At 42.3% G+C, this 21775-nt stretch carries 15 protein-coding genes; 11 read left to right on the top strand and 4 right to left on the bottom strand.

Features of this window, described 5'->3' with window-relative positions:
* Window positions 1–87 precede the first annotated feature (87 nt).
* Window positions 88–2388 (top strand): TonB-dependent receptor, encoded by a 2301-nt coding sequence (locus tag JIG37_RS08015; RefSeq protein WP_199529132.1) that lies wholly within the window; start codon window positions 88–90, stop codon window positions 2386–2388.
* 58 nt (window positions 2389–2446) lie between these two features.
* The gene (locus JIG37_RS08020; RefSeq protein ID WP_199529133.1) at window positions 2447–4375 is read left to right on the top strand and encodes a phytase; all 1929 of its coding nucleotides are present in this window, start codon (window positions 2447–2449) and stop codon (window positions 4373–4375) included.
* Window positions 4376–4432: 57 nt separating this feature from the next.
* On the opposite strand, the gene JIG37_RS08025 is transcribed toward JIG37_RS08020, so the two are convergent.
* The 3 genes from JIG37_RS08025 to JIG37_RS08035 form a co-directional block, all read right to left on the bottom strand.
* On the bottom strand, window positions 4433–6019 hold the full coding sequence (locus tag JIG37_RS08025) for an L-lactate permease (protein ID WP_199529134.1): 1587 nt from the start codon (window positions 6017–6019) through the stop codon (window positions 4433–4435).
* A 94-nt stretch (window positions 6020–6113) separates the two neighbouring features.
* Complete coding sequence (locus tag JIG37_RS08030) at window positions 6114–6698, bottom strand: VTT domain-containing protein (RefSeq protein WP_054551838.1); 585 nt, start codon at window positions 6696–6698, stop codon at window positions 6114–6116.
* Window positions 6699–6757: 59 nt separating this feature from the next.
* Entirely contained in the window at window positions 6758–7666 is a 909-nt protein-coding gene (locus JIG37_RS08035) for a GGDEF domain-containing protein (protein WP_054551839.1), read from the bottom strand.
* Window positions 7667–7902: 236 nt separating this feature from the next.
* On the opposite strand from JIG37_RS08035, the gene JIG37_RS08040 reads away from it, so the two are divergent.
* Both JIG37_RS08040 and JIG37_RS08045 read left to right on the top strand, forming a co-directional pair.
* Window positions 7903–9135 (top strand): TMEM143 family protein, encoded by a 1233-nt coding sequence (locus JIG37_RS08040; RefSeq protein ID WP_199529170.1) that lies wholly within the window; start codon window positions 7903–7905, stop codon window positions 9133–9135.
* A 141-nt stretch (window positions 9136–9276) separates the two neighbouring features.
* Window positions 9277–11316, top strand: coding sequence for a S9 family peptidase (locus JIG37_RS08045; protein ID WP_138599923.1), 2040 nt, complete (start codon window positions 9277–9279; stop codon window positions 11314–11316).
* A gap of 32 nt (window positions 11317–11348) precedes the next feature.
* Here JIG37_RS08045 and JIG37_RS08050 read toward each other — a convergent pair whose 3' ends face one another.
* Window positions 11349–12479, bottom strand: a complete 1131-nt coding sequence (locus JIG37_RS08050) for an ROK family transcriptional regulator (protein ID WP_199529135.1) — start codon at window positions 12477–12479, stop codon at window positions 11349–11351.
* A 155-nt stretch (window positions 12480–12634) separates the two neighbouring features.
* Here JIG37_RS08050 and fucP point away from each other — a divergent pair, with 155 nt between their 5' ends.
* The 7 genes from fucP to JIG37_RS08085 all read left to right on the top strand — a co-directional run bounded on the left by fucP (window position 12635) and on the right by JIG37_RS08085 (window position 21706).
* Entirely contained in the window at window positions 12635–13912 is a 1278-nt protein-coding gene (fucP, locus tag JIG37_RS08055) for an L-fucose:H+ symporter permease (RefSeq protein ID WP_199529136.1), read from the top strand.
* Window positions 13913–14062: 150 nt separating this feature from the next.
* On the top strand, window positions 14063–14443 hold the full coding sequence (locus JIG37_RS08060) for a hypothetical protein (protein WP_199529171.1): 381 nt from the start codon (window positions 14063–14065) through the stop codon (window positions 14441–14443).
* Entirely contained in the window at window positions 14443–14823 is a 381-nt protein-coding gene (locus JIG37_RS08065) for a hypothetical protein (RefSeq protein ID WP_138599920.1), read from the top strand. The genes JIG37_RS08060 and JIG37_RS08065 overlap by 1 nt, the downstream gene beginning before the upstream one ends.
* Before the next feature lie 84 nt (window positions 14824–14907).
* Window positions 14908–15666: a transporter substrate-binding domain-containing protein gene (locus JIG37_RS08070; RefSeq protein ID WP_199529137.1), complete on the top strand. Its 759-nt coding sequence runs from the start codon at window positions 14908–14910 to the stop codon at window positions 15664–15666.
* Window positions 15666–17882 carry a tetratricopeptide repeat protein gene (locus JIG37_RS08075; RefSeq protein ID WP_199529138.1) on the top strand — a complete coding sequence of 739 codons (2217 nt, stop codon included), beginning with the start codon at window positions 15666–15668 and terminating at the stop codon, window positions 17880–17882. Before JIG37_RS08070 ends, JIG37_RS08075 begins: the two co-directional genes overlap by 1 nt.
* A 160-nt stretch (window positions 17883–18042) precedes the next feature.
* On the top strand, window positions 18043–19926 hold the full coding sequence (locus JIG37_RS08080) for a propionyl-CoA synthetase (protein ID WP_199529139.1): 1884 nt from the start codon (window positions 18043–18045) through the stop codon (window positions 19924–19926).
* 112 nt (window positions 19927–20038) lie between these two features.
* On the top strand, window positions 20039–21706 hold the full coding sequence (locus JIG37_RS08085) for an asparagine synthase (RefSeq protein WP_199529140.1): 1668 nt from the start codon (window positions 20039–20041) through the stop codon (window positions 21704–21706).
* Window positions 21707–21775: the final 69 nt, after the last annotated feature.

Genomic DNA, 21775 nt, shown 5'->3' on the forward strand with positions numbered 1-21775 from the left:
ACTGGTTGTTAGCGATTTTCTGTCACATTTGCGTCATTTAAGCTGCGTACTTTGCTCATCAAACCAAGGACAACCAGGAGCAACCCCATGAAACAATTTAAAACGAAGGCGTTAGTAAGCGCCCTCGCCTTATGCCAATTTGCCGCTTACGCACAAGACGAACAAAGCAGCGATGAGAAAAAAGTAAAAGTCTCTGAAGAGCTTGTTGTATATGGCGAAATCGGCTATCGCAACCGCTCACAAGAGCTGGCACCGACGCTTGAATACTCACAAGAATACTTTCAACGTTTTGAACCGCTGACTGCCGGTGATGCATTAAAACGTGTACCGAGTGTCACGTTTTTATCGGATGTTTTAGAGTCTGATGGCGCACGTATGCGTGGCTTAAGCCCAGCTTACACAAAGGTACTTATTAACGGTGAAGAAGTCCCTGGTGCAGGTGCTGACCGCTCATTCTTTGTTGACCGTATTCCTGCTGAGCTAATTGAGCGTGTAGAAATTATTCGTGCTTCAAGTGCAAACCGCTCTGCCGATGCCATTGCCGGTACGCTAAACATTGTATTGCGTGACGGTTACAGCCTAGATGGTGGTTACTTGCGTGCAGGTGGCCTACGTTATGACGATGGCGAATTAAAAGAAAGCTTTGCAGGTGTTTACGGCACTGAGTTTGCTGGTGGCCGTTTACTACTTGGTGCGAACGTACAAGGCCGTTATAACCCAAAACAAAAATCAAGCCTACGCTATGGCGACAGCCCAGAGAATAACGCCAATTACAAAACCGAAGAATTCGATAACCGCGAAGATCAATCAGACACCCGTGACGGTGACGACACCTCGCTAAACGCCAGCTACGAAATAGCTTTTGATGACGGCAGCAAGTTTGATATCAGCGCGATTTGGGTTGATACCGACCGTACTGAAGATGAGCGTTCATTCGAATATGACGACCCAACAGCAATCAATAATTCAATTGTTGAAGGCGGTAACCTTGAGACCGACAACGCCAATGTATCTTTCATCGATCAAACCAACTACAACATCAACTCGGGTTATGAGTTACCCCTTTTTGGTGGCACCAGTAAATTTAAGCTTGGTTTTGCAAGCTTTGAAGAGTCAGTTTACGAGCAAGAAGTAGAAATCGATACCTCTGAGTTACCTATGGTGTTTGAGGAAGAAGAAGAAACTGTAGACCTGGATGACAAAGAATGGTCATTACAATGGCAACATAGCTTATTTGCAGGCGAGAGCAAAACGATTCAATTCGGTGCCTTTGTACAAGGTAAAGAGCGCGATACTGCGGTTTATCAAGCCGAAGGTGAAAGCGAGCAAAGCTTTACTAGCTGGGATCAGTTCAACAAAACACCACTGTCACTGGCAGGCTTTAATAACGAGTTTGAAGCAGCCGCTGGTGGCGTCAATAAACTCGAAGAAGACCGCCTAGATGTATTTGCATTAGTTAAGCACGAAGACCAAGACTTCTCGTGGGAGTTAGGTGTGCGCTACGAAACAACTGATTCAACCATTACTGACAAAGTAGAAGGTGTAAGCGCTAAAAACGATTATGACTTCTTCTTACCATCGGCACATTTACGCTACAACGTCTCTGAAAATGGCCGTGTTAGTGCATCGGTTGCACGTAGCTTACGTCGTCCTGACTTTGATTACATCACCCCTGCTCTACTTGAAAAAGAGCTAGGCGATAACGACTTTTTAGGTAACCCAGACCTACAACCAGAATCATCGTGGGGTATGGACTTAGGCTATGAATATCGCTTAGGTAAAAGCGGCGTCGTGGGTATTAATGTGTTCTATCGCGATGTCACTGACCTTATCGAAATAGCCAATACAGGCCAACAAGGCTCAGAAGGTGATGGTACTTACATTTTGCAACCGCGTAACACCGGTGATGGCAACGTAAAAGGTATCGAGCTTGATTTATCAACGCCGCTAAGCGCTATTAGCATGCCAAACACAGGGGTATTCTTTAACTACTCATGGCTTGATTCAGAAGTAGATGACACTTTCGGTAGCCGTAAATTCAACGACCAATCTGACTACGTGTTTAACGTTGGTTTTATTCAAGACCTACCTGATTTAGGCGCTTCGTTCGGTGCAACTTACCGTAAACAAGGTGATGCTTATGGTCGTATCGTGGGTGAAGAAGTAACCACACACTACGGCGCAGACCTAGAAGTATTCGTAGAAAAACGCTGGCAAGACGTCACGCTTCGTTTAGTGGGCTCAAACCTACTTGATGCAAGCAAAGACGAAACCTTCAACAAGTTCGACACGGTTGATGACCAAATCAACCGCGACTTTGACGAGTATGAACTGGAGTCTGAAGAAGCAGGCCCTGTTATCCAGTTAATGCTGCGCTACGCGTTTTAATACACATAAGAGTTATTAAGGCAGCGCATTGCTGCCTTGTTGTATATTTGGGGATCCCATGAATTTTAAAAAACCACTTAATCTTGTTGCCAGTGCAGTGATGCTAAGCACCCTAGCAGCGTGTAGCCAAACAACGGCAACCGAGGCACCAAGTAAAAACCAATTAACAGCCTTTGGCACAACTGAAAATATGCAAGGCTCACAAGCAGCAGCCCTTGCTGATGACGCTTGGCTATTAAGCTCACAAAGCCAAGGCCTACAACTTATTGATGTCACTGGTAAACAGCACGCATTACAAAAAGGTAACTTCGAAGCGCTATCTGTTAAGGCGATCGACAAAAACAGTTACCTTGTTGCCAGCATCGACAACGAAGCCGACCAAGCGGTGATTTTTAGCTTACAAAAAGCAGCTAAATGGCAGCTAACTGAAATTAGCCGTATCAGCCCACCAAAAGCAAAACCTGAGGCGGTGTGCTTATTTGCCAACCCGACCACTCAAGCCGTGTCGGCATTTGTGGCAGACGCTCGTGGTCTTATCCGCGAAACACTGGTGTTTGATATGGCAAACAAAAGCGCGTTAAACCTTGAATTACGTGAGTTTGCTGGCGTAAGTGAAACATCAGGCTGTGCGGTTGATGATAACAGTAAAACTCTTTATTTAAGTGAAGGCGAGCTAGGCATTTGGCAAATTAATGCCGACGCTGAATCACGCGCCGATAAAAAGCCCCTTGCTATGATGTCGCCATTTGGCAGCTTAGCGCCTGAAGTTGGCGGATTAAGCACAACAGAAGATGGCAGCTTATGGTTCACCACTTCTGAAGATAACCAATTACATCGCTACGAAAATAGCACAAAGCGTTTTAGCAGCTGGCAATTTGCTGGTGAACTGGCGATTGAGTCTGCCGCAGTGCGCTTTAACAATAATCAAGCTGACATCGTGTTATACGATGATGAATCAGGTCATTATGTAAAAGGTCAAATAAATGGGCAGGCTAAACAACACACTAGCGCTAAAACAGCGGCTGTTACTTACATCAATGCACAAGCGCAAACCGATGCAGTACGTGCTTTTGGTGATGCCGCCGATGACCCTGCAATTTGGGTAAACCCTAATAATGCAGCTAAAAGCTTGATCTTAGGTACCGATAAACGCCGTGGCTTAATGGTGTATGACCTTGCAGGCAAAGAGCTACAAGCACTAGAAACAGGCCGTTTAAATAATGTTGATGTGCGCCAACATGCCAGTATCAACAACGCAACGAATACCTGGATTGCAGGTAGTAACCGTACTCATAACAGCATCAGTGTTTACAGCGTCGATACTCACAATCAGGTGCAACATTTTGCTGAGCTGCCAACGACTCTAAACGAAATTTACGGTATGTGTATGTACTCATCAAACACAGGCAACTATGTGTTTATGAATGACAAATCAGGCCTGTTTCAGCAATACAAACTAACAGGTGATAATGAGAGCGTATCAGCACAACTAGTGCGCGAGTTTAGTGTTCCAAGCCAACCAGAAGGTTGCAGTGCTGATGATAAAACCGCACAGCTATTTTTAGGTGAAGAAGACGAAGGTATTTGGTTTATTGGCGCTGAGCCAACAGCAGGAAATAAACCTGTAATGCTACAAACCGTGAACGATATGCTGGTTGATGATGTAGAAGGCATGGAAATCTACCACGCAAAAGATGCTCGATATTTAGTGGTTTCTAGCCAAGGTGATTACAGCTATGTGCTTTATAAAATTATTGATGGCAATACCCCAAGCCTTGAGTTTGCGGGTAAGTTTGCAATCAGTAATAACCTAGAGTTAGCAATAGATGGCGTATCAGAAACCGATGGCCTAACGGTCACACCGGCTGCACTACCGGGCTACCCTGAAGGGGTGCTAATTGTGCAAGATGGTTACAACCGTATGCCACAGGCACCGCAAAACTTTAAGATTATTGACTGGCGCGAGGTAAAAAAAGCTATTCAATAAGTTACTCTGTAGGGTGTTCGGTTTATCTGGGCACCTTTTTTATCTGAACATGTTTAATCAGTAAAATAGATAACTAAAACACCCAACTATTGCACCGTAAATTAGCATAGGCAAAAAGGTTTTCTTAAGCACGGGCCCTTCTTGATTATTCACTCCAACAATACTGGCTACAGCAATAATATTGCTAATGCAGATCATATTCCCCATCGCCGCCCCCGTTGATTGCAACGCAAGCACTAAGGTTTCTGACAAGCCCACTTGCTGTGCAATACCATATTGAATACCGCCAAAGGTAAGATTAGATACGGTTGCAGAGCCTGAAAAGAAAGTGCCGAGTGCCCCCAAGTATGAGGCAAATAACACCCAGTGCTCACCGCTTAAATCTGCAAAGGTGCTCGCCATATAAAATATGGGCGCATTATGGCCGCCTTGCATTAAAACATTCACCATCACCAGCGCCCCGATCAAAGCAATACATGGCATAGCTATACGGCCTAAGGTGTCGGAGCACATTTGCTTTACTTGTGGCTTGCTCATTTTAAGTAACGGCACGCAGATCAGCACCACCAATACAAACGGGATCAACGCTGGTACAAACAAGGTTTTATACGACCACCCCACTGAGGTGCCAAATATCTCATGTAAAGATAAGATCAGCGCTTTGCTTAATTCAAATTGTGCAAAGCCCAAATGAATACTCAGCCAGAGCGTTTCGTCGTTAAGCAATGCTTTAATGCCCAACTGATGAATACGGGTTATCACCAGCACAACAATCAAAAGTAATAACGGGAATAATGCTAAAAATAGCGCTTTGGGTGTGAGCTCAGCTTTGCCTTTCGTGCTTTGTGCATTTACAGCTGACTTATCTAACCCCACTCCCCGACTTGCTAAATAGATAGTAACTAATAGCCCCACCGCACCACCAATCAGTGATGGAAACTCATAGTTCCACTGGGCAAACAACCAATAAGGTAAGACACATGAAAACACACTTAAATAAATGAATATGCTATTTTGACGCACCTTTTTTAATGGCAAAACAAGACACAGCGCAATCATAGGAATAACCAAAGCAGCAACAACATGACAAAGCGCCGTCCATCTTGAGAGAGCCAGCACTTGCCCATCATCTAATTGTAGCGCTGAAAAGCCAAACCATGTTGGTGTGCCAACTGCACCAAAAGATACGGGGATCGAGTTTAAAATAAGAGTGAAAATAATCACTTTAAAAGGCGAGAAACCAAGCCCGACCAAAATAGGCGCAGCGATGGCCGCAGGCGTGCCAAATCCCGATGCACCTTCGAGCATAAATGCAAATGCCCAACCAATGATCATCAACTGGGCAACCTGATTACTGCTAATAGATTCGAGCCAGTGTTTAATTGTGATTTCGGCTCCTGATATTGCCAACATGCGGTTAAGTAAAATAGCCCCAGCAATAATCGAAATAGGCGTCATAACAGACAATACACCAGCAAACGAATTAGCAAGCAACAGCCTTAAATCAGCTTGAAAGTAAAACAGTTGCAGTAAAGCAGCGAGTAGCGCTGTTATGGGTAAGGCAATATAAGAGGCGATGGGGCTGCGTTTTACCATCATCCAGATCAGCACCAAAATAGGCAGTGCAGCCACTAGGGTATTCATGGGTCATCCTGTTGTTTTTATTAAGCGCTTTCCTTAATTAAAAGTATAGACAGGATAACCCTAATCAGTATTTTTTATTTGTTAAATGAGTGTATTAAATGAGCGTACTTAGCCACCAAAGTAACAGTACTAACACAGAAATAGCCACTAAGGCTTTGGTTTTGTGCTTTTGAATAATTCGCTCAGCCTGATTACCCGCGTAATAAACAACGGCAGCAAGAGCAAAGTAGCGAATTGAACGCGCAATGACCGTTGCCAGTAAAAATAGAAAAATCGAATACTTAGTAGCCCCAGCGGCAAGCATGGCAATTTGAAATGGGATGGGCACAATACCGAGCGTCAATACAAACCAAAAGCCTTGTGCCTGCATTTTTTGCTTAACTTGCTCGAATTGCTCAGGGTTTGAGAAGGTATTAATCACCCAGTCCCCCACTACATCAAATAGATAATAGCCAAGGGCATAGCCAAAAATAGCACCGATTATACAACCTATGGTCGCCATTAAGGCAATTAACCAAAGCTTTTCACGGCGGGCTTGCATTAACGGAATAAGCACAGCTTCAAGAGGAATAGGCACTATGGTTGACTCTAAAAATGATGCCACCGTAATCGATTTAAGCATATGTTTTGAGTCAATAAACTGCCGTGTTTTTTGCTTAAGCTTTTTTGCAATCGCCATTATTCATCCTTAATCGTTTTGTTGCATTTTAGGTTACAACAAAAAGTCTTAACCGTCCCTTACGGTTTATGAACATAGCGACTACGACCCTGATTTTTAGCCAAATAAAGCGCTTGATCAGCACGTTTCAAGGTACTACTAAAGGTCTCAGTAGCACGTTTGATCGCTGAACCAACACTCACGCTGAGCGTTTTACTCGGTGTCACCATCACATTACTGGCAAGGCTCAGCAGTTGCTCGCAGGTAGCATGTAATTCATCTGCATCATCTGTGGCAACATACATTGCAAACTCCTCACCACCAATTCGCGCAAATAGAACGTCTTCTCCTAATGCTTGGTGACACTGATAAACAAAGTCTATCAATACCTGATCGCCTACATCATGGCCATATTCATCATTAATCGCCTTAAAATGATCAATATCGGCGATCACTAAACTATGTGGTTTACTTTGGTTTTGCTGCACATAATGGTAAAAATAACGACGATTGTACGCCTTTGTTAATACATCGGTTTTTAGCTCTTCTTCGAGCTGCTCTCGGGTTTTAGCTAAATCAGTAAGCGCTAAATAAAGACCAAACCCAGTGATAAGCATCCCTAAGGTGCGGGTAATATCTTCGATATAAATGCCGACCCAGATTGGTTGGAACACCAGCTCATCTAAAAAATCAAATGTAAGTCCGACGCTCCAAAGGAAGATACCCACACTTAAAAATAAGTAACTGCGCTTAGCAACCACCGAAGTTTGCACAAACGCAAAAATACAAATCAAAATGAGCAAATTAATAGCATCACTGAGCACACCATTTAAGTAAACATCACTTTCAAGCCGATTAAAGTTATACAAATAAGTCACGACTATCATCAATAAAACGACAACAAAAAAGCTAATAAAGAATTGCTTTACTACAAGAGGTACTGAATTTAACTCAGCCTTTACTTCTGGAGGGGGTGCTTGCTTATTCATAATTAATCACGACAACTTGCTGCAATGAATTAAACATTAGCAAAGCAAATTTAAAAGTGCATGATAAAGCCACTATAAAGGGGAAAAACCAGCGTTTTTACTGGAGTAAATATTCTAAACATAAGCCGTTTTAGTCAGTAAAAAAGTCTAAGTTCATGCCATTTGCCACTAACGGTCGCAATTTTGTCGTTATTTTTTTATTATCCCAGCCAGTTTTAATGACATTACACAAATCTATGAGCAACGCGCGATTCATCCCTTTTCGAAAACACGACATCATAAATCTTTGCCAAGCTTACTTGGGTGAGTCGCAATCAGCTTCGTTTATGGAGTTTGCTACTCTTTTGCAAAGCGTGACTCATTATCAATATCACGAGCTGCTGGAGTCTTTAAAAAACAACTATGCGCCATTTGACCCAAATAGCGACACCCGCACGCTAACACCGATTACCAACGAGCAACGTGCCAGCTACCAATCTGCCTTTGCAAAAGAGTTTGCCAAAGTACTCAATGCTGCCAATTTTGAAACCATTACCAATCAAGACTTACAAGATGCACTGAATGAAGAGTCTTTATTTAAAGTACGTTTAGCCGTTGAGTTTGATGACTTTGCAGAAGTGGTCTTTTACCGTCGCGGCGAATCGCAAAAAACCGAGACGCTACGCAGTTTTTGGGGGCTTAAGAAAAAGCAGATTCAGTTTACTAACTATGACCGCGTTGCCATATTCATCCGCTTTAAAGACGAGCAGTACTTTTTAGAAAAAGGCAAAATGCCGGTAGGCTTTGAGCCAAACTCAACCATCGTCAAATTATTCCAGAATGTGCCAAAAGCCGATTTAGAAATGCTGTTTCCGAATAGCGAAGTAAAAATGCGTCCAATAGATAAACTGATTATTGGTTCATCAGCACTGATTGGTGGAGCTGTGGTGTTGGTAACAAAATTAGGTGCGTCAATTTTACTCCTGATTGCTATGATTGCCTTTTGGGGTGGTTGGCGCAGTGAAGAAGTGCATATGAGTCAGCAACACTTTATTACCTTTGCAATCGGCATGGGGGTATTTGGCAGCTTTATTTTTAAAGAATGGAGCAAGTTTAAAAACCGTAAAATTCGTTTTATGAAAGCATTAGCCGACAACTTGTATTTTAAAAACCTCGATAACAACGCCGGGGTTTTTCATACCCTAGTCGATGCAGCTGAAGAAGAAGATGTTAAAGAAGCGCTACTTGCCTACACCTTTTTACTAAAAAGCGAATCAGCGATGACTGCAGAGCAATTAGATAGTCAAATTGAACAGTGGTTTAACGCGCAGCATCATTGCCAGCTCGACTTTGAAATTGATGATGCTTTAGACAAACTCGTCAAGCTTGAGCTGGTTCATCAACAAAATAACGTTTATACAGCCGTTGATTTAGATAAGGCCAAACAGCGCTTAGATAGTCGTTGGGATGACTATTTTAAGTTTGCCTAAGCCTTTAAAATCAGGTACTAGCAAGTACACATTAACTTCGAGTCAATTCAACTGGGGTAAATGCAACTTTATCTCAATGTGCTTGCGCAGCGAATGCTCTGCTTTTAGGATAAAATTTTACGGCTAAAAAAAGACCATTCCATGCAATTAAAAAAAACAATTCTTATTGGAGCAAGTTTGCTGTGCGCAGCAACGACGGCTCAAGTATATGCTAACGACAAGTTTGTCTCTGAAGATATTTTTCAACTTGAATACGCAGGCGACCCACAAATAAGCCCTGACGGTAAAAAAATCGTTTATGTGCGCAGCGGCTACGACATCATGAAAGATGGTAACAAGCGTAGCTTTTGGCTGTACGATATAAAGTCAGGTCAACACACGCCGCTGTTTTCTGATGAGCATAACTACAGCCAACCCACTTGGTCTCCAGATAGCAAGAAAATTGCTTTTACCAGCAACTCAAGCGGTTCGAATCAACTTCACGTTTATTGGTTAGCGCAAGATAAACAAGCATTATTAACGCAACTACCAAAATCAGTACGTAACTTAACGTGGTCAAATGATTCTGCACAAATTGCCTTCACCATGAGCATTCCTGAAGGTAAATCTGCGTTCGCTAAATCGGTAAAACTGCCGAAAAAACCAAAAGGCGCTGAGTGGTCAAAACCAGTGAGAGTGTTTGAAAAAGCACGCTATCAAGCTGATGGCGCTGGCTTTTTAGAGCCTTCATATCGTCACGTTTTTGTTATTCCGGTTTCGGGTGGCACACCACGCCAATTAACATCGGGTGATTATCAGCACTATGGCCCACTTGCTTGGGATCCAAGTAACACAAAACTAGCTTTTTCTGCTGATCGCAATGATGAGTGGGAATATCGCACAACTGAGTCAGACCTCTATGAAATCAATGTAAAATCAGGCGAGCTTACGCAACTAACTGATTTACCAGGCCGTGAGAGTAACCCGCGTTACGCTGAAGACGGTGATGAACTAGCCTTTGTTGCGCGTGACAACGCCCCTGTGCCTTACATTAACTCAACACTATCTATGCTCGATTTAGACGATAAATCAATCAAGCATATTACTGAAAAATTAGACCGTTCAGTGGCTGATTATAAGTGGTCAGGCGACGGCGACTTTGTTATTCAGTACGATGATTTTGGCAAGCGTAAGCTTGCTAAAGTAAACAGCCGCGGTAAGGTCACTGACTTAACGGATACGGTATCGGGCACTTCAATTGGTCGTCCGTATATCAGTGGTAGTTTCAGCATGGCCAATAATGGCGCTATTGCGTACACCACAGGCAGCGAGTACCGTCCAGCTGATTTAGGCTACCTATACAAGGGTAAAAGTAAAACGCTAACTTCATTAAATGAAGATGTGTTAGGCCATAAAAAGCTTGGTAAAGTGCACGAACTAAATGTTAAGTCACAGTTCGATGGCCAAGCTATTCAAGGTTGGTACATTACGCCACCTGATTTTGATGAAAACAAACAATACCCATTAATGGTTGAAATTCACGGTGGCCCACACCTAGCCTATGGCCCAAGCTTTACTGCTGAATTACAACGTTATGCCGCTGAAGGTTATGTGGTTGTGTATGTGAATTACCGTGGTTCAACAAGTTACGGTAAAGACTTTGCACTACTGCTAGATGGTAAATACAGTTCAGAAGAAGACTTTGCTGACCACAACTCAGCAGTTGATGCCATGATTGCTAAAGGCTTTATCGACAAAGATAACCTATTTATTGCGGGTGGTTCAGCAGGTGGTATTGCAACGGCTTATGCGGTTGGTTTAACAAACCGCTTCAACGCTGCGGCAATTACCAAGCCTGTGATCAACTGGTTAAGTAAAACGCTTTCAGCTGACAGCTATATTGGTCAAATTCGTAACCAGTTCCCTGGCATGCCTTGGGATAATGTTGAGCACTACTGGAAACGTTCGCCGCTTTCATTAGTGGGTAACGTCACCACGCCATCATTGATCATGACAGGTGAAGAAGACCGCCGTACGCCAATTTCAGAATCAGAGCAATTCTATCAAGCATTAAAACTGCAAAAGGTAGATACCGTGCTTATTCGTGTACCGGGCTCACCCCATGGTATTGCGGGTCGTCCATCACGTATGATTTCGAAAATTGAATACACGCTTGCGTGGTTCAAACAATATCAGAAGTAATGAATTAAGCAGGAGTGAGATGCTCACTCCTCTTAAAAATAATGATGACTAAGCGCAAGTTGAGCAGAACCTATCGACTGCGCTTTTTCCCCGCACACGCCTAAACCCACTTCACAGCTACGTAGTCCACGACTATCTAAACGTGCAAATGCGGCAATTGATAACTGCTTGAGCTGTTCAAGTGCTTTACTCGGTAACGGCGAATCAATAATCACAGCTTGCATATCTAATAAACTTAAACTGTTATGCATGGCAATACTGATAGCCTCAGCGGCTTTTTCAAGCCAAGGCTGAACAAGTCGTTTATGATCTGAAAACTGACTGTCTGTTAGCTCATACACTGAAATACCCAAATGCAGCTTATCAAACTCGCTTTGCAGTGAAAGTAATGAACATTGGCTAAGTAACTGTTCCCGATCAGTGTTTAGCATTGAGCCTATAGCACCGGCATTACCACTTTTACCTTCGAGAAGCTGATGGTTAATCACCACTGCACCACCTAAAAAAGCCCCCAAATAAACATATAAAAAATCGCAGTAGTTGTTAGGGTTACCAAGGCTTAGCTCTGCACAACAGGCAGCGTTATTGTCGTTACTAATATAAACAGGGAGCTGGAACTGGCTTTCTAAGTAACCTTTTAAGTCAAAGTTTTGCCACTGACTAAGTGTACTGGTTGCTGAGCCTGAAGCGGCTTGCCATTGCCAAATATCAAACGGCATAGCGACCCCAAGCCCACACACATGTGAGCGCAGTTCAGGCTCTAATTGACTGATTAGCTTTGGGATATGTGTTTCTAAAAATGATTTAAGTTCTTCAACCGATGCTTCATGCACCTCAACAGATACAGACGCCCTTTGCGTGCTTTGTAAGTCAACGAGTATCAGGTCAAAGCGTCGCCGCCCGATTTTCAAACCAAAACTAAATGCACCATCTGGGTTGAGCCTAAACGGCACACTTGGCTGCCCTACTCGGCCTTTAACAGGTGCATCACGAAGCAACAGCTTATCTTCTTCAAGCTTATTGATATTCACTGTTGCCGCCTGAGCAGACAAGGCTAACGCTTTTGCTATTTGTGCTTTAGGCATGCTTTGCTGTTGCCTAATTAAACTTAAGATTGCGCGCTCGTTCTTGCTTCTTGGTGCTCGCGATAAACTGCTCTTCATAACATCCTTCTTGATACAAGCTTGATAAGCGGCCTATTAGACCTGTTTGCAGTACTATCTACCAGTCAAAATAATAAATCAACTAGGTTGATTTATTATTTGTAGTCGTGAATACTGTCGGCCACAACAATATGAACACATTAACCTGGTGAACTATGCAAACACAGTCCGCTATTGTATCGCGCCAAATGCTTTGGCCTTTTATTCTGCTTACGATTTGCTTTGCTGCTTGGGGTACTGCGGCCAATATGACAGACCCATTAGTGAAAGTTTTTAGCAAAACATTTTCTATGAGTGCGTTGCAATCAGCACTGGTGCAGTTTAGTTATTACGGCGCGTATTTTTGCTTAGCTTTACCGGCGGCTATGATCAATAGACGGTTTAATTATAAAACAGGGCTGTTAGTGGGTTTAGCCATGGCCGCTTGTGGTGCCTTATTGTTTTACCCTGCTAGTCAAACCATGCTCTATAGCCACTTTTTATTGGCCTTGTTTATTCTTGCTGGTGGTTTGTCTATTTTAGAAACCTCTGCCAATCCCTACGTCATGCAGTTAGGATGCGAGGAAACAGCCACCCGCAGACTTAACCTCGCGCAAGCTTTTAACCCTGTTGGTACTAATATTGGTGTGTTTTTAGCGGCGACGTTAATCTTACCGAACTTAAATCAAGCTGATAGCGCAAGCCGTGCCCTGATGAGTGAAGCGCAATTAAAAACCGTTGTGAGTGCAGAGCTCGATGCTGTGATGGTGCCGTATGTGGGTATGGCCTGTTGCTTAATCTTACTATGGCTATGTATCTTCTTTAGCCGCTCTCCTGCAACAGAAACAAAAGTAACAGCGCAGCCGCGTAAACTTAAAAAGACCTTTCAACATTTGTATCAAAACAAGCATTATCGATTTGGTGTGCTGGCACAATTTTTTAATGTTGGCGCGCAAACCTGTGTATGGACCTACACCATTGGCTACACCATGGAAGCACTTAACACTACAGAAGTTACCGGCGGCCAAGTCTTACAATATTCGATGTTGGTGTTTTTAGTATCTCGTTTCATTATGACATGGCTAATGCGCTTTATTAGCGGCGCTAAATTACTGCGTTTTATGGCTTTAATTGCAGCCGTGCTGTGTTTTATTGTTACCACACAAGTGAATTTAGTGGGCGTAGTCGCACTTGTAGCTATTTCAAGCTGTCTATCTTTGATGTTTCCAACCATCTACGGCACAGCACTTGAAGGCCTTGGCGAAGATGCAAAAGTTGGTGCGGCTGGTTTAGTCATGGCAATTTTAGGGGGCGCATTTTTACCTCTGATCCAAGCCGCAACCATAGATGCTTTTAACACTGCGGTTTCGTTTGTTGTACCACTTGGATGTTTTCTTATCGTATCTCTTTATGGGCACCACAGCATTAGGTCACCACGACACCAGCAATCATAATTTTTGAAGGCATCTTGCAAAGTCAGATGCCTTTTATAATTGTACTTTGTGGTTAGATAATGTGAAAATCACTATCTTTCTAACTACCTATAAGTGAGTATGAAATCACTTAAGCTTTTTATCTTAAATTACACAGCAAAGCTTAAAAACATGAGTAGCTTTGAGCACTTTCGGTTTTTTTTAATAAAGTATATTTGTTTCTTTTTTGGTTGCTTTATCTGTTTCGTCTTACACGATTTTTTTCGTGTTCCTATTGTTGTAGCCGCTGCTGCGACAGGCTTAATCGGTACGTTTTTACCTTTTTCAAGAACGTTAAAATCACACCCTTATGCGGCCATTTACGCTGGTAGCTTTGCTGGCATGTGCTCTTCAAGTTTAATAAACAGTTATTGGGAGCTAAGTCTTATTTCATTGATCGGTGCCAGCCTTTATATTTTGACTATGAATCTATTTGCAGGTTTTGGCGGCCGACTTGGTAGTGTGGCTTTTGCCAGTGTGGCGCTTTATATGCTTGCAAAAGGGATTTTTTGATGAATATATTTATTGCGATAACAGCGTTATTTGGTGCTTACTCAACCTACTTTTTAGCACATCATAATCGCTTCGACGGCATTCGCGCATCAGCAGCCACCAGCATTATTGCATTTGCGATTTTGAGCCTATTCCCCGTTGATGTTGAGCTATACAGCGTGGCATTTTTCGGTGGTACTTTCATCGGTATGAGCGCACCAAAACGCTTTGGCATTTTTACATTAGCCATTGCGTCATTACTATTTGCTTTATTGTTTGAGTACCTCGTGCCGCGCTTACATGGCTACGGCGGTGCATTAGGGTTGAGTGCGTTTTTATCTGTCTGTGTTTGCCACATCGGTATTTTACTCGGTGCGCCACGAAGCAAAAAGAACAACTAATTCCGATTCACCGATTAAAAACCTATACCTTTTTATTAATATTCATTACTATGTTAACAATATGTTTAAAGGTGTAGGTTCTTTATGCTTCTTCGTTCATTGCTGATTGTTATTATCTTCTGCTTTATCAGTAGTGCTACGACGGCGAAAACACTGACCTTTATTGCCGAAGATTTACCCCCATACCATTTTAAAAATCAGCAAGGTAAAGCCGATGGTGCGCTTGTTGAAGTGATAAAGTCTGCCCTAGCGAAAACAAACATTGCTGGCGAATTCGCAATTATGCCAATGGCCCGAGCTTTTCATGAGTTTCAAAATAACCCAAGCATATTGATGATTTCATTGCTAAAAAATGAGTCTCGCGAATATAAATTCCAATGGCTAGCACAAACCTATTTTGCCGATGCTTATTTAGTTGGGCTTGCCAAACAAAACCACGATATAAAAAGCTTAAAACAAGCAAAGAAATACCGTGTGGCAACAATTCGTGGCTACTCAAGTGAACATTATTTGAAACAAGCCGGCTTTAATGAAAATAAAAATTTGGTGCTGGTCAGTCATTACCATCAACTTTGGCAAATGCTAGAGAAAGGACGAATTGATTTTGTACTAACCAACACGCTTACCTTACAAAACGAACTCGCGTTATCAGGAGTTCTCCCTAGTGACATTAATAAGAGCCTCCACTTAGACGACTACCCATCAGGCCTTTATTTAGCCGCGAATCTAAAATTGGACAAACAACTTGCTATGCAATTGAGTGATGCCATAAAAGCATTGAAACAAAACGGTCAATACCAAGCAATTTTACAAAAATGGCATCTGCCTTTACCTAGATTATAATGAAAAACACGCAATCACCTTACAAAGGCTTAGCTTTAGCTATTTTGCTTAGCTGCTTATCGCTAAATACCCTTGCTATTACCCCTGAACAAGCTTTAGAAAAGCTTAACGAAGCACAATTGTTACGTAACAGTAATCCAAACCAAGCCACTAAAATATTTGAGCAATTAACTAACGACTCAACCCTTTCCAATGAACCTAACATTATACAAGAGGCATTCGAATCGCTGGCATTTATGAATATGGGCAGTGGCGATTATGACCAAGCTCTTAGCTATGCAGAGCAGCTGCTTAATTACGGGGAAAAGCACAATAACCAGTCAGTAACAGTACGAGCAATGCTTATTCAAGGTTACGCACAAGGCAGAAAAAGTAACTTTCTTAAGGCAGAGCAACACTATCGCGATGCATTATCCATTGCCAAACAGATAAATAACTCAGTGCTGATTGCCCAGTCCTATGAGCGATTAGCAGCCATTTTACGCTGGCAAGATAAGTACATAGCTGCCCTCAATGAAGCACAAAAAGCAGTCAATATTTTACAAGAGTTTGATGACGATAAATCTTATGCCTCTGCATTGCAGAACTTAGGTATTATTGAAGCAATTATTGGTGACCACCACGACGCACTAGCCAATCTTACTTTGTCGTTTTCTTTACATCAAAAACTTGACGATAAAAAAGGCATTGCTGATGCACTTTATGAAATTGGCGAAGTTTATCGACGTATGGGTGACAGTGCCCAATCGTTAAAGCACTTTAAAATGTCGCACGTTCTGGATTTAGAAATTGGCTCTAAAGTCGATATCGGTAATAGTGCCATGAAGGTCGGCTATGCAGCGCTAAAACAAGGTGAGCTTACAACAGCCACAGACTATGCAGAAAAGTCGATTAGCTATTATCTACCCTCATCTTCAAACACAGGATTGTGCCGTTCATATAATTTAATGGCGTTAATTGCTCTAAAACAAAATAACATTAGTGAAGCGCAAGCCTATATTGATCGCGCCATGGCAATCGCCACTGACTTTAATTTCCGCTCCCATTTAGTGTCTTTAGCGATCACCCAAACACGTATCTATCAAGCTCTTAATGACCATGCAAAAGCAATTAAAACCGCAGAACAGGCCTTAAACCAGGCTAATGAGTTACAAGATGTCGAAGATCAAATTAGCTTAAATAAATTACTCACTGACTCTTACCTTGCATTACAACTTTATAAACAGGCATTTGAATCGCAAAGCCGCTATCAAACCCTTGAAAATAAAACCGGTAAAAATCAGCACGACTTAACTGTGGCCGCGATGCAAAGCCAAGTCGCCTTTATGCGAAATCAGCAAGAAATAAACCAATTAAGTGCAGATAAACAAATTCAAGCAGCACAACTAAGCGAAAGTGAATGGCAATTTAAAGCCTGGTTACTCGGCCTAAGCTGTGTGATTTTATTGATATCAGGCTTTGGTTACCGCTCATTTAAAACGCGTAAACTTGCCAGCGAGCGAGCACAACTATTACAAGAAGTCGTTGATAAGAAGAACCGCTTACTAGCCGATGTATCCCATGAAATTCGCACACCACTCACAGCGCTACAATTGCAAGTTGAAGCATTGCAATACAATATCGCAAAAGACGTTGATGCCTCTTACGATGCCATTAATCGAAAGCTAACCGATATCAATGTACTGATCCGTGATATCCACCAACTAGCACAAGCAGACTCAGATAGCCTATACCTGAACCTAAAACCCTATTTACTTGCTGATGTATTATCCGTTTGGCAGCAAGACTTTACTGCTTTTGTACAAAGCAAAGGCTTTGAATTTACCAGTGACATTCATGTTACTGCTGATTTAAAGGTGACATGGGATATCGATAAAATTAAGCAAGTACTGGCTAACCTTTTATCAAACAGTACCTTTTATACTGATAAACCCGGCAAAATTAAATTTATAGCGACAGCCTCAGCGCAGAGTATTACTTTTAGTATTGAAGATACCCCACCCGGTGTGACCGACAATCAGTTAGTTGAAATATTCGAACGTTTATACCGCGTTGATAAATCACGTAGCCGCCAAACGGGTGGCTCAGGCCTAGGACTGGCGATTTGTAAAAGCCTAATAGAAACGCACAAAGGTACTATTAAGGCTGAGCACAGTGAGTTAGGTGGCGTTAAGATCCTCATTTGCTTACCGCTTATTAGTGAACAACAGGTTTAATTAGCACCGTGATTCCCTGAAATCGCCTCAAATCCGGGCGAATTAACGACATTTAGCCCCATTAATGCCGACCAAGGTCGCATATTATTTAATCAAATATCGCCCTATATTTTTTAGTACGTTGTACAAATCTCTCACTAAAAAGTATAGGAGCCTCACAATGGCGGGCGAATATCAACAACAATACCAACAGTTCCAGCGCGATCCGGGTCAGTTTTGGCTTGAGCAAAGTAAACGAATTCCTTGGTTTAAAGAGCCAAGTGCCCCTTATCAATATGACGATAATGATTTTTACCATTGGTTTGCCGATGGTCAACTAAACACTTGTTATCTAGCCCTCGACCAACATGTCGAAGCAGGCTATGGCGACCAAACTGCACTAATTTACGACTCCCCTGTTACCAATACTAAACAACAATACACTTATGGCGAGTTACAAACTCAAGTTGCTAAATTTGCAGGACTCATGCAATCCCTTGGCGTAAGCAAAGGTGACCGTGTAGTCATTTATATGCCAATGATCCCACAAGCGGTTATTGGTATGCTAGCGTGTGCTCGCCTTGGTGCCATTCACTCCGTTGTATTTGGTGGTTTTGCACCGCACGAACTCGCGGTGCGTATTGATGATGCAAAGCCTAAGCTTGTGCTTACTGCGTCTTGCGGGGTCGAAATCAATCATGTGATTGAATATAAACCACTGCTTGATGAAGCACTCGAAAACGCCCAGCATACTGTTGAACACTGTATTGTCTTTCAGCGTGAGCAAGCCATTGCCGAGATGCAAGATGGCCGAGACATCGATTGGCAATCAGCCTCTGATGCAGCAAGTACAGTCGATGCCGTGCCGGTTGCAGGTGACGACCCGCTTTATATTCTTTACACCTCAGGCACCACAGGCACACCTAAAGGGGTGGTTCGAGAAAACGGTGGTCACGCTGTTGCAATGCATTACAGCATGGAGACCGTGTATGGCATGAAACCCGGCGAAGTATTTTGGGCTGCTTCTGATATTGGCTGGGTGGTAGGTCACTCATACATTGTATATGCACCGCTTATTTATCGCTGCGCTACCGTACTTTATGAAGGCAAACCCATAAGAACCCCTGATGCCAGTGCGTTTTGGCGTGTTGTAGAAGATTATAAAGTCACCGCCTTATTCAGTGCTCCTACTGCGTTTCGCGCTATTAAAAAAGAAGACCCTACCGCCGAGGGCTTTAAACAATACGATACTTCGAGTTTAAAACGTTTATTCTTGGCCGGTGAACGCCTAGATCCTCCCACTTATGAATGGCTAAAAGACAACACCGGCTTGCCCGTACTTGACCATTGGTGGCAAACAGAAACAGGTTGGGCCATTGCGTGTAATCCAATTGGTATTGAACAGCTTGCCACTAAGGCGGGTAGCTCAACAGTGCCAACACCGGGCTTTGATGTACAAATTCTTGATATGAATGGGCAGCAGTGCTCAGCAAACGAAAATGGTGCGGTGGTAATTAAACTGCCCTTACCTCCTGGCTGCTTACCAACAATTTGGCAAAACAATGAACGCTTTCAAGCGGGTTATTTAAGCGAGTATCCGGGCTACTACCTTTCTGGTGATGGCGGCTATATTGATGACGATGGTTATCTATTTATTATGGGTCGTACCGACGATGTAATTAACGTTGCGGGTCATCGCTTATCAACCGGTGAAATGGAAGAAATTGTTGCAGCCCACCCTGCTGTTGCTGAATGTGCAGTATTTGGCGTTAACGATGCACTCAAAGGGCAATTACCTATGGCGATGATAGTGCTCAAAGACGATTACCTTGGCGATAGCAAAGAAGTCGAGCAACAGCTAGTCCATTCTGTAAGGCATCAAATTGGTGCCATTGCCTGCTTAAAGAATGTTTTGCATGTTGAGCGCCTACCAAAAACCCGTTCAGGGAAAATACTCAGAAAGAACTTACGCCAATTGGTAGATGGTGAAGAACTACAAATTCCATCTACCATTGATGATGCGAGTATATTTGATGAAATCAACCAACAACTTAACAATCGCTGATCTGCGTTTGTAATTTTGTAATGTTACCAAAGGCCTTGTTTAAGGCCTTTATTCGTTTTGGCCTATGGCTTGCAACTTTACTAATAAGTTAGCAAACGAAAAGGTGGTTAACATGGCTATTATTGCAGGTTATTTCCAATTCAATGATTCAGATAAAACTGACTTTAAGTATATAAATCAACTAGCTAATGTATTTAGTAACTATGAAAAAAAACATGTTCGTTTTTTTAATTGCGAGTATGGAGCCATTTTTCAGTATGATTTTGATGCCTATCAGCAGGCGAGCTGGTTGCGAACTGAGTCGCAAATTGCAACACTCATTGGACACCCTCTCATATCAAGCTCTAGAACACAGGACCTAATTACACTTGCGGGCTGCGAGTCTCTCGACTTTTCTTTGCAGCAATGCGAAGGAGTATTTAGCTTTTGTCAATTTGATCTGCAGAGCCAGCGCCTAACATTAGCGACTGATCCACTTGGATTAAAACCTTTTTATACCTTACAAACACAGTATGGTTTACTATTTTCCACTAACCTTAATTTATTCAAGCAGTTGGATATCCAACTACAGAACAATCCGGATGCCTTAACTGAGCTTGCCGTGCTTGGTTATCCTCTTTTAGATCATACGCCGTTTAAAGACGTAAAATGCTCATACCCAAGTGAAATGCTATGCTTTAATGCAAAACAGGGTGTAACTAGAAAAAGATATTTTGATTGGGTATCACTTGCAAAACAAAAGCTCGTTGCACCAGATGCAATTGAAGGGATCTCAAAGGCTTTTAAAACTTTAGTTGCAAAGGCAAAACATAAAGATAAAACCATTCTTAGCACTTTGTCTGGCGGTTTAGACTCTAGGCTTATTAACAGTGAGTTATTGCGCCAAGGCGTGCAATTGAAGTCGTTTAACTTTTCGCAATCTGATAGCCAAGATCTATTTTGTGCTAAACAATATGCATCACAAAATGCAGTCTCATTAGAAGTAATACAAGTTTCAGACACCCAGCGGCTATCTGTCGAACAGCGCCTTGGCAAATATTGGCGTAAAGCGAAACATCAAGGTTTCACTAACGTATGCAGACCACAAATAAGCTGGTCAGGAAATGGCGGTAGTGTTGGGGTCGGGCTTATTTATTACGGTGATGAAATTTATGCTGCAGCAAAAGAAAACAACTTAGATAAACTAATCAGTGCTTACCTCAAACAACAATACGCTTTTTTACCTAAGTCAGTTGTTCATAATGCTGAACAATTACAACAAAAACTGATAGCTAACTTAAAAATTAGCTTCGAACCACTCGCTGAATTACCACTTGAAAAAGCATTTCAATTATTCTTGCTGCTTAACGATCAACACCACCATTTGAGTGTTCCTAACGAGCAGGTTTGCGAATTTAAAATGGAGTTTTTCCATCCATTTTATTCGTGGAAGGTCCTACAGTATCCGTTGGGTTTACCGGTGGAGTACGTTCGCAAACACCGCTTTTATCAACGATGGTTAAAAACCGATTACCCACGAGCTTTACTTGCGCCTTGGCAAACTTACCCAGGACACTTGCCTTGCCCAATAACCGTCAAGCATCAAACCCAATGGCAATTGAATAGCGCAAAACTTATGTCGCCCACAGAACTATTAAAGCTATGGTTTAAAATTATGTTTTTTGACCGCCATTTATTGATAAAGCGCTGCCATTTCACTTTACTTTGCATCTTACAGTTAACTCATTTAAAGAATGTTCAGCCTAATTTACGTGTTGCTCAGAAATTCTGCCAATGGTGAATGAAGTTCAGGCCATCATTTTGAATTAACTGCTTTGAAGTAAAAACAGCTTTCTAACAACGAACTTTT

Origin of the sequence: Pseudoalteromonas sp. bablab_jr010 (genome assembly GCF_016464105.1) — a bacterium.
Classification (GTDB): Bacteria; Pseudomonadota; Gammaproteobacteria; order Enterobacterales; family Alteromonadaceae; genus Pseudoalteromonas; species Pseudoalteromonas simplex.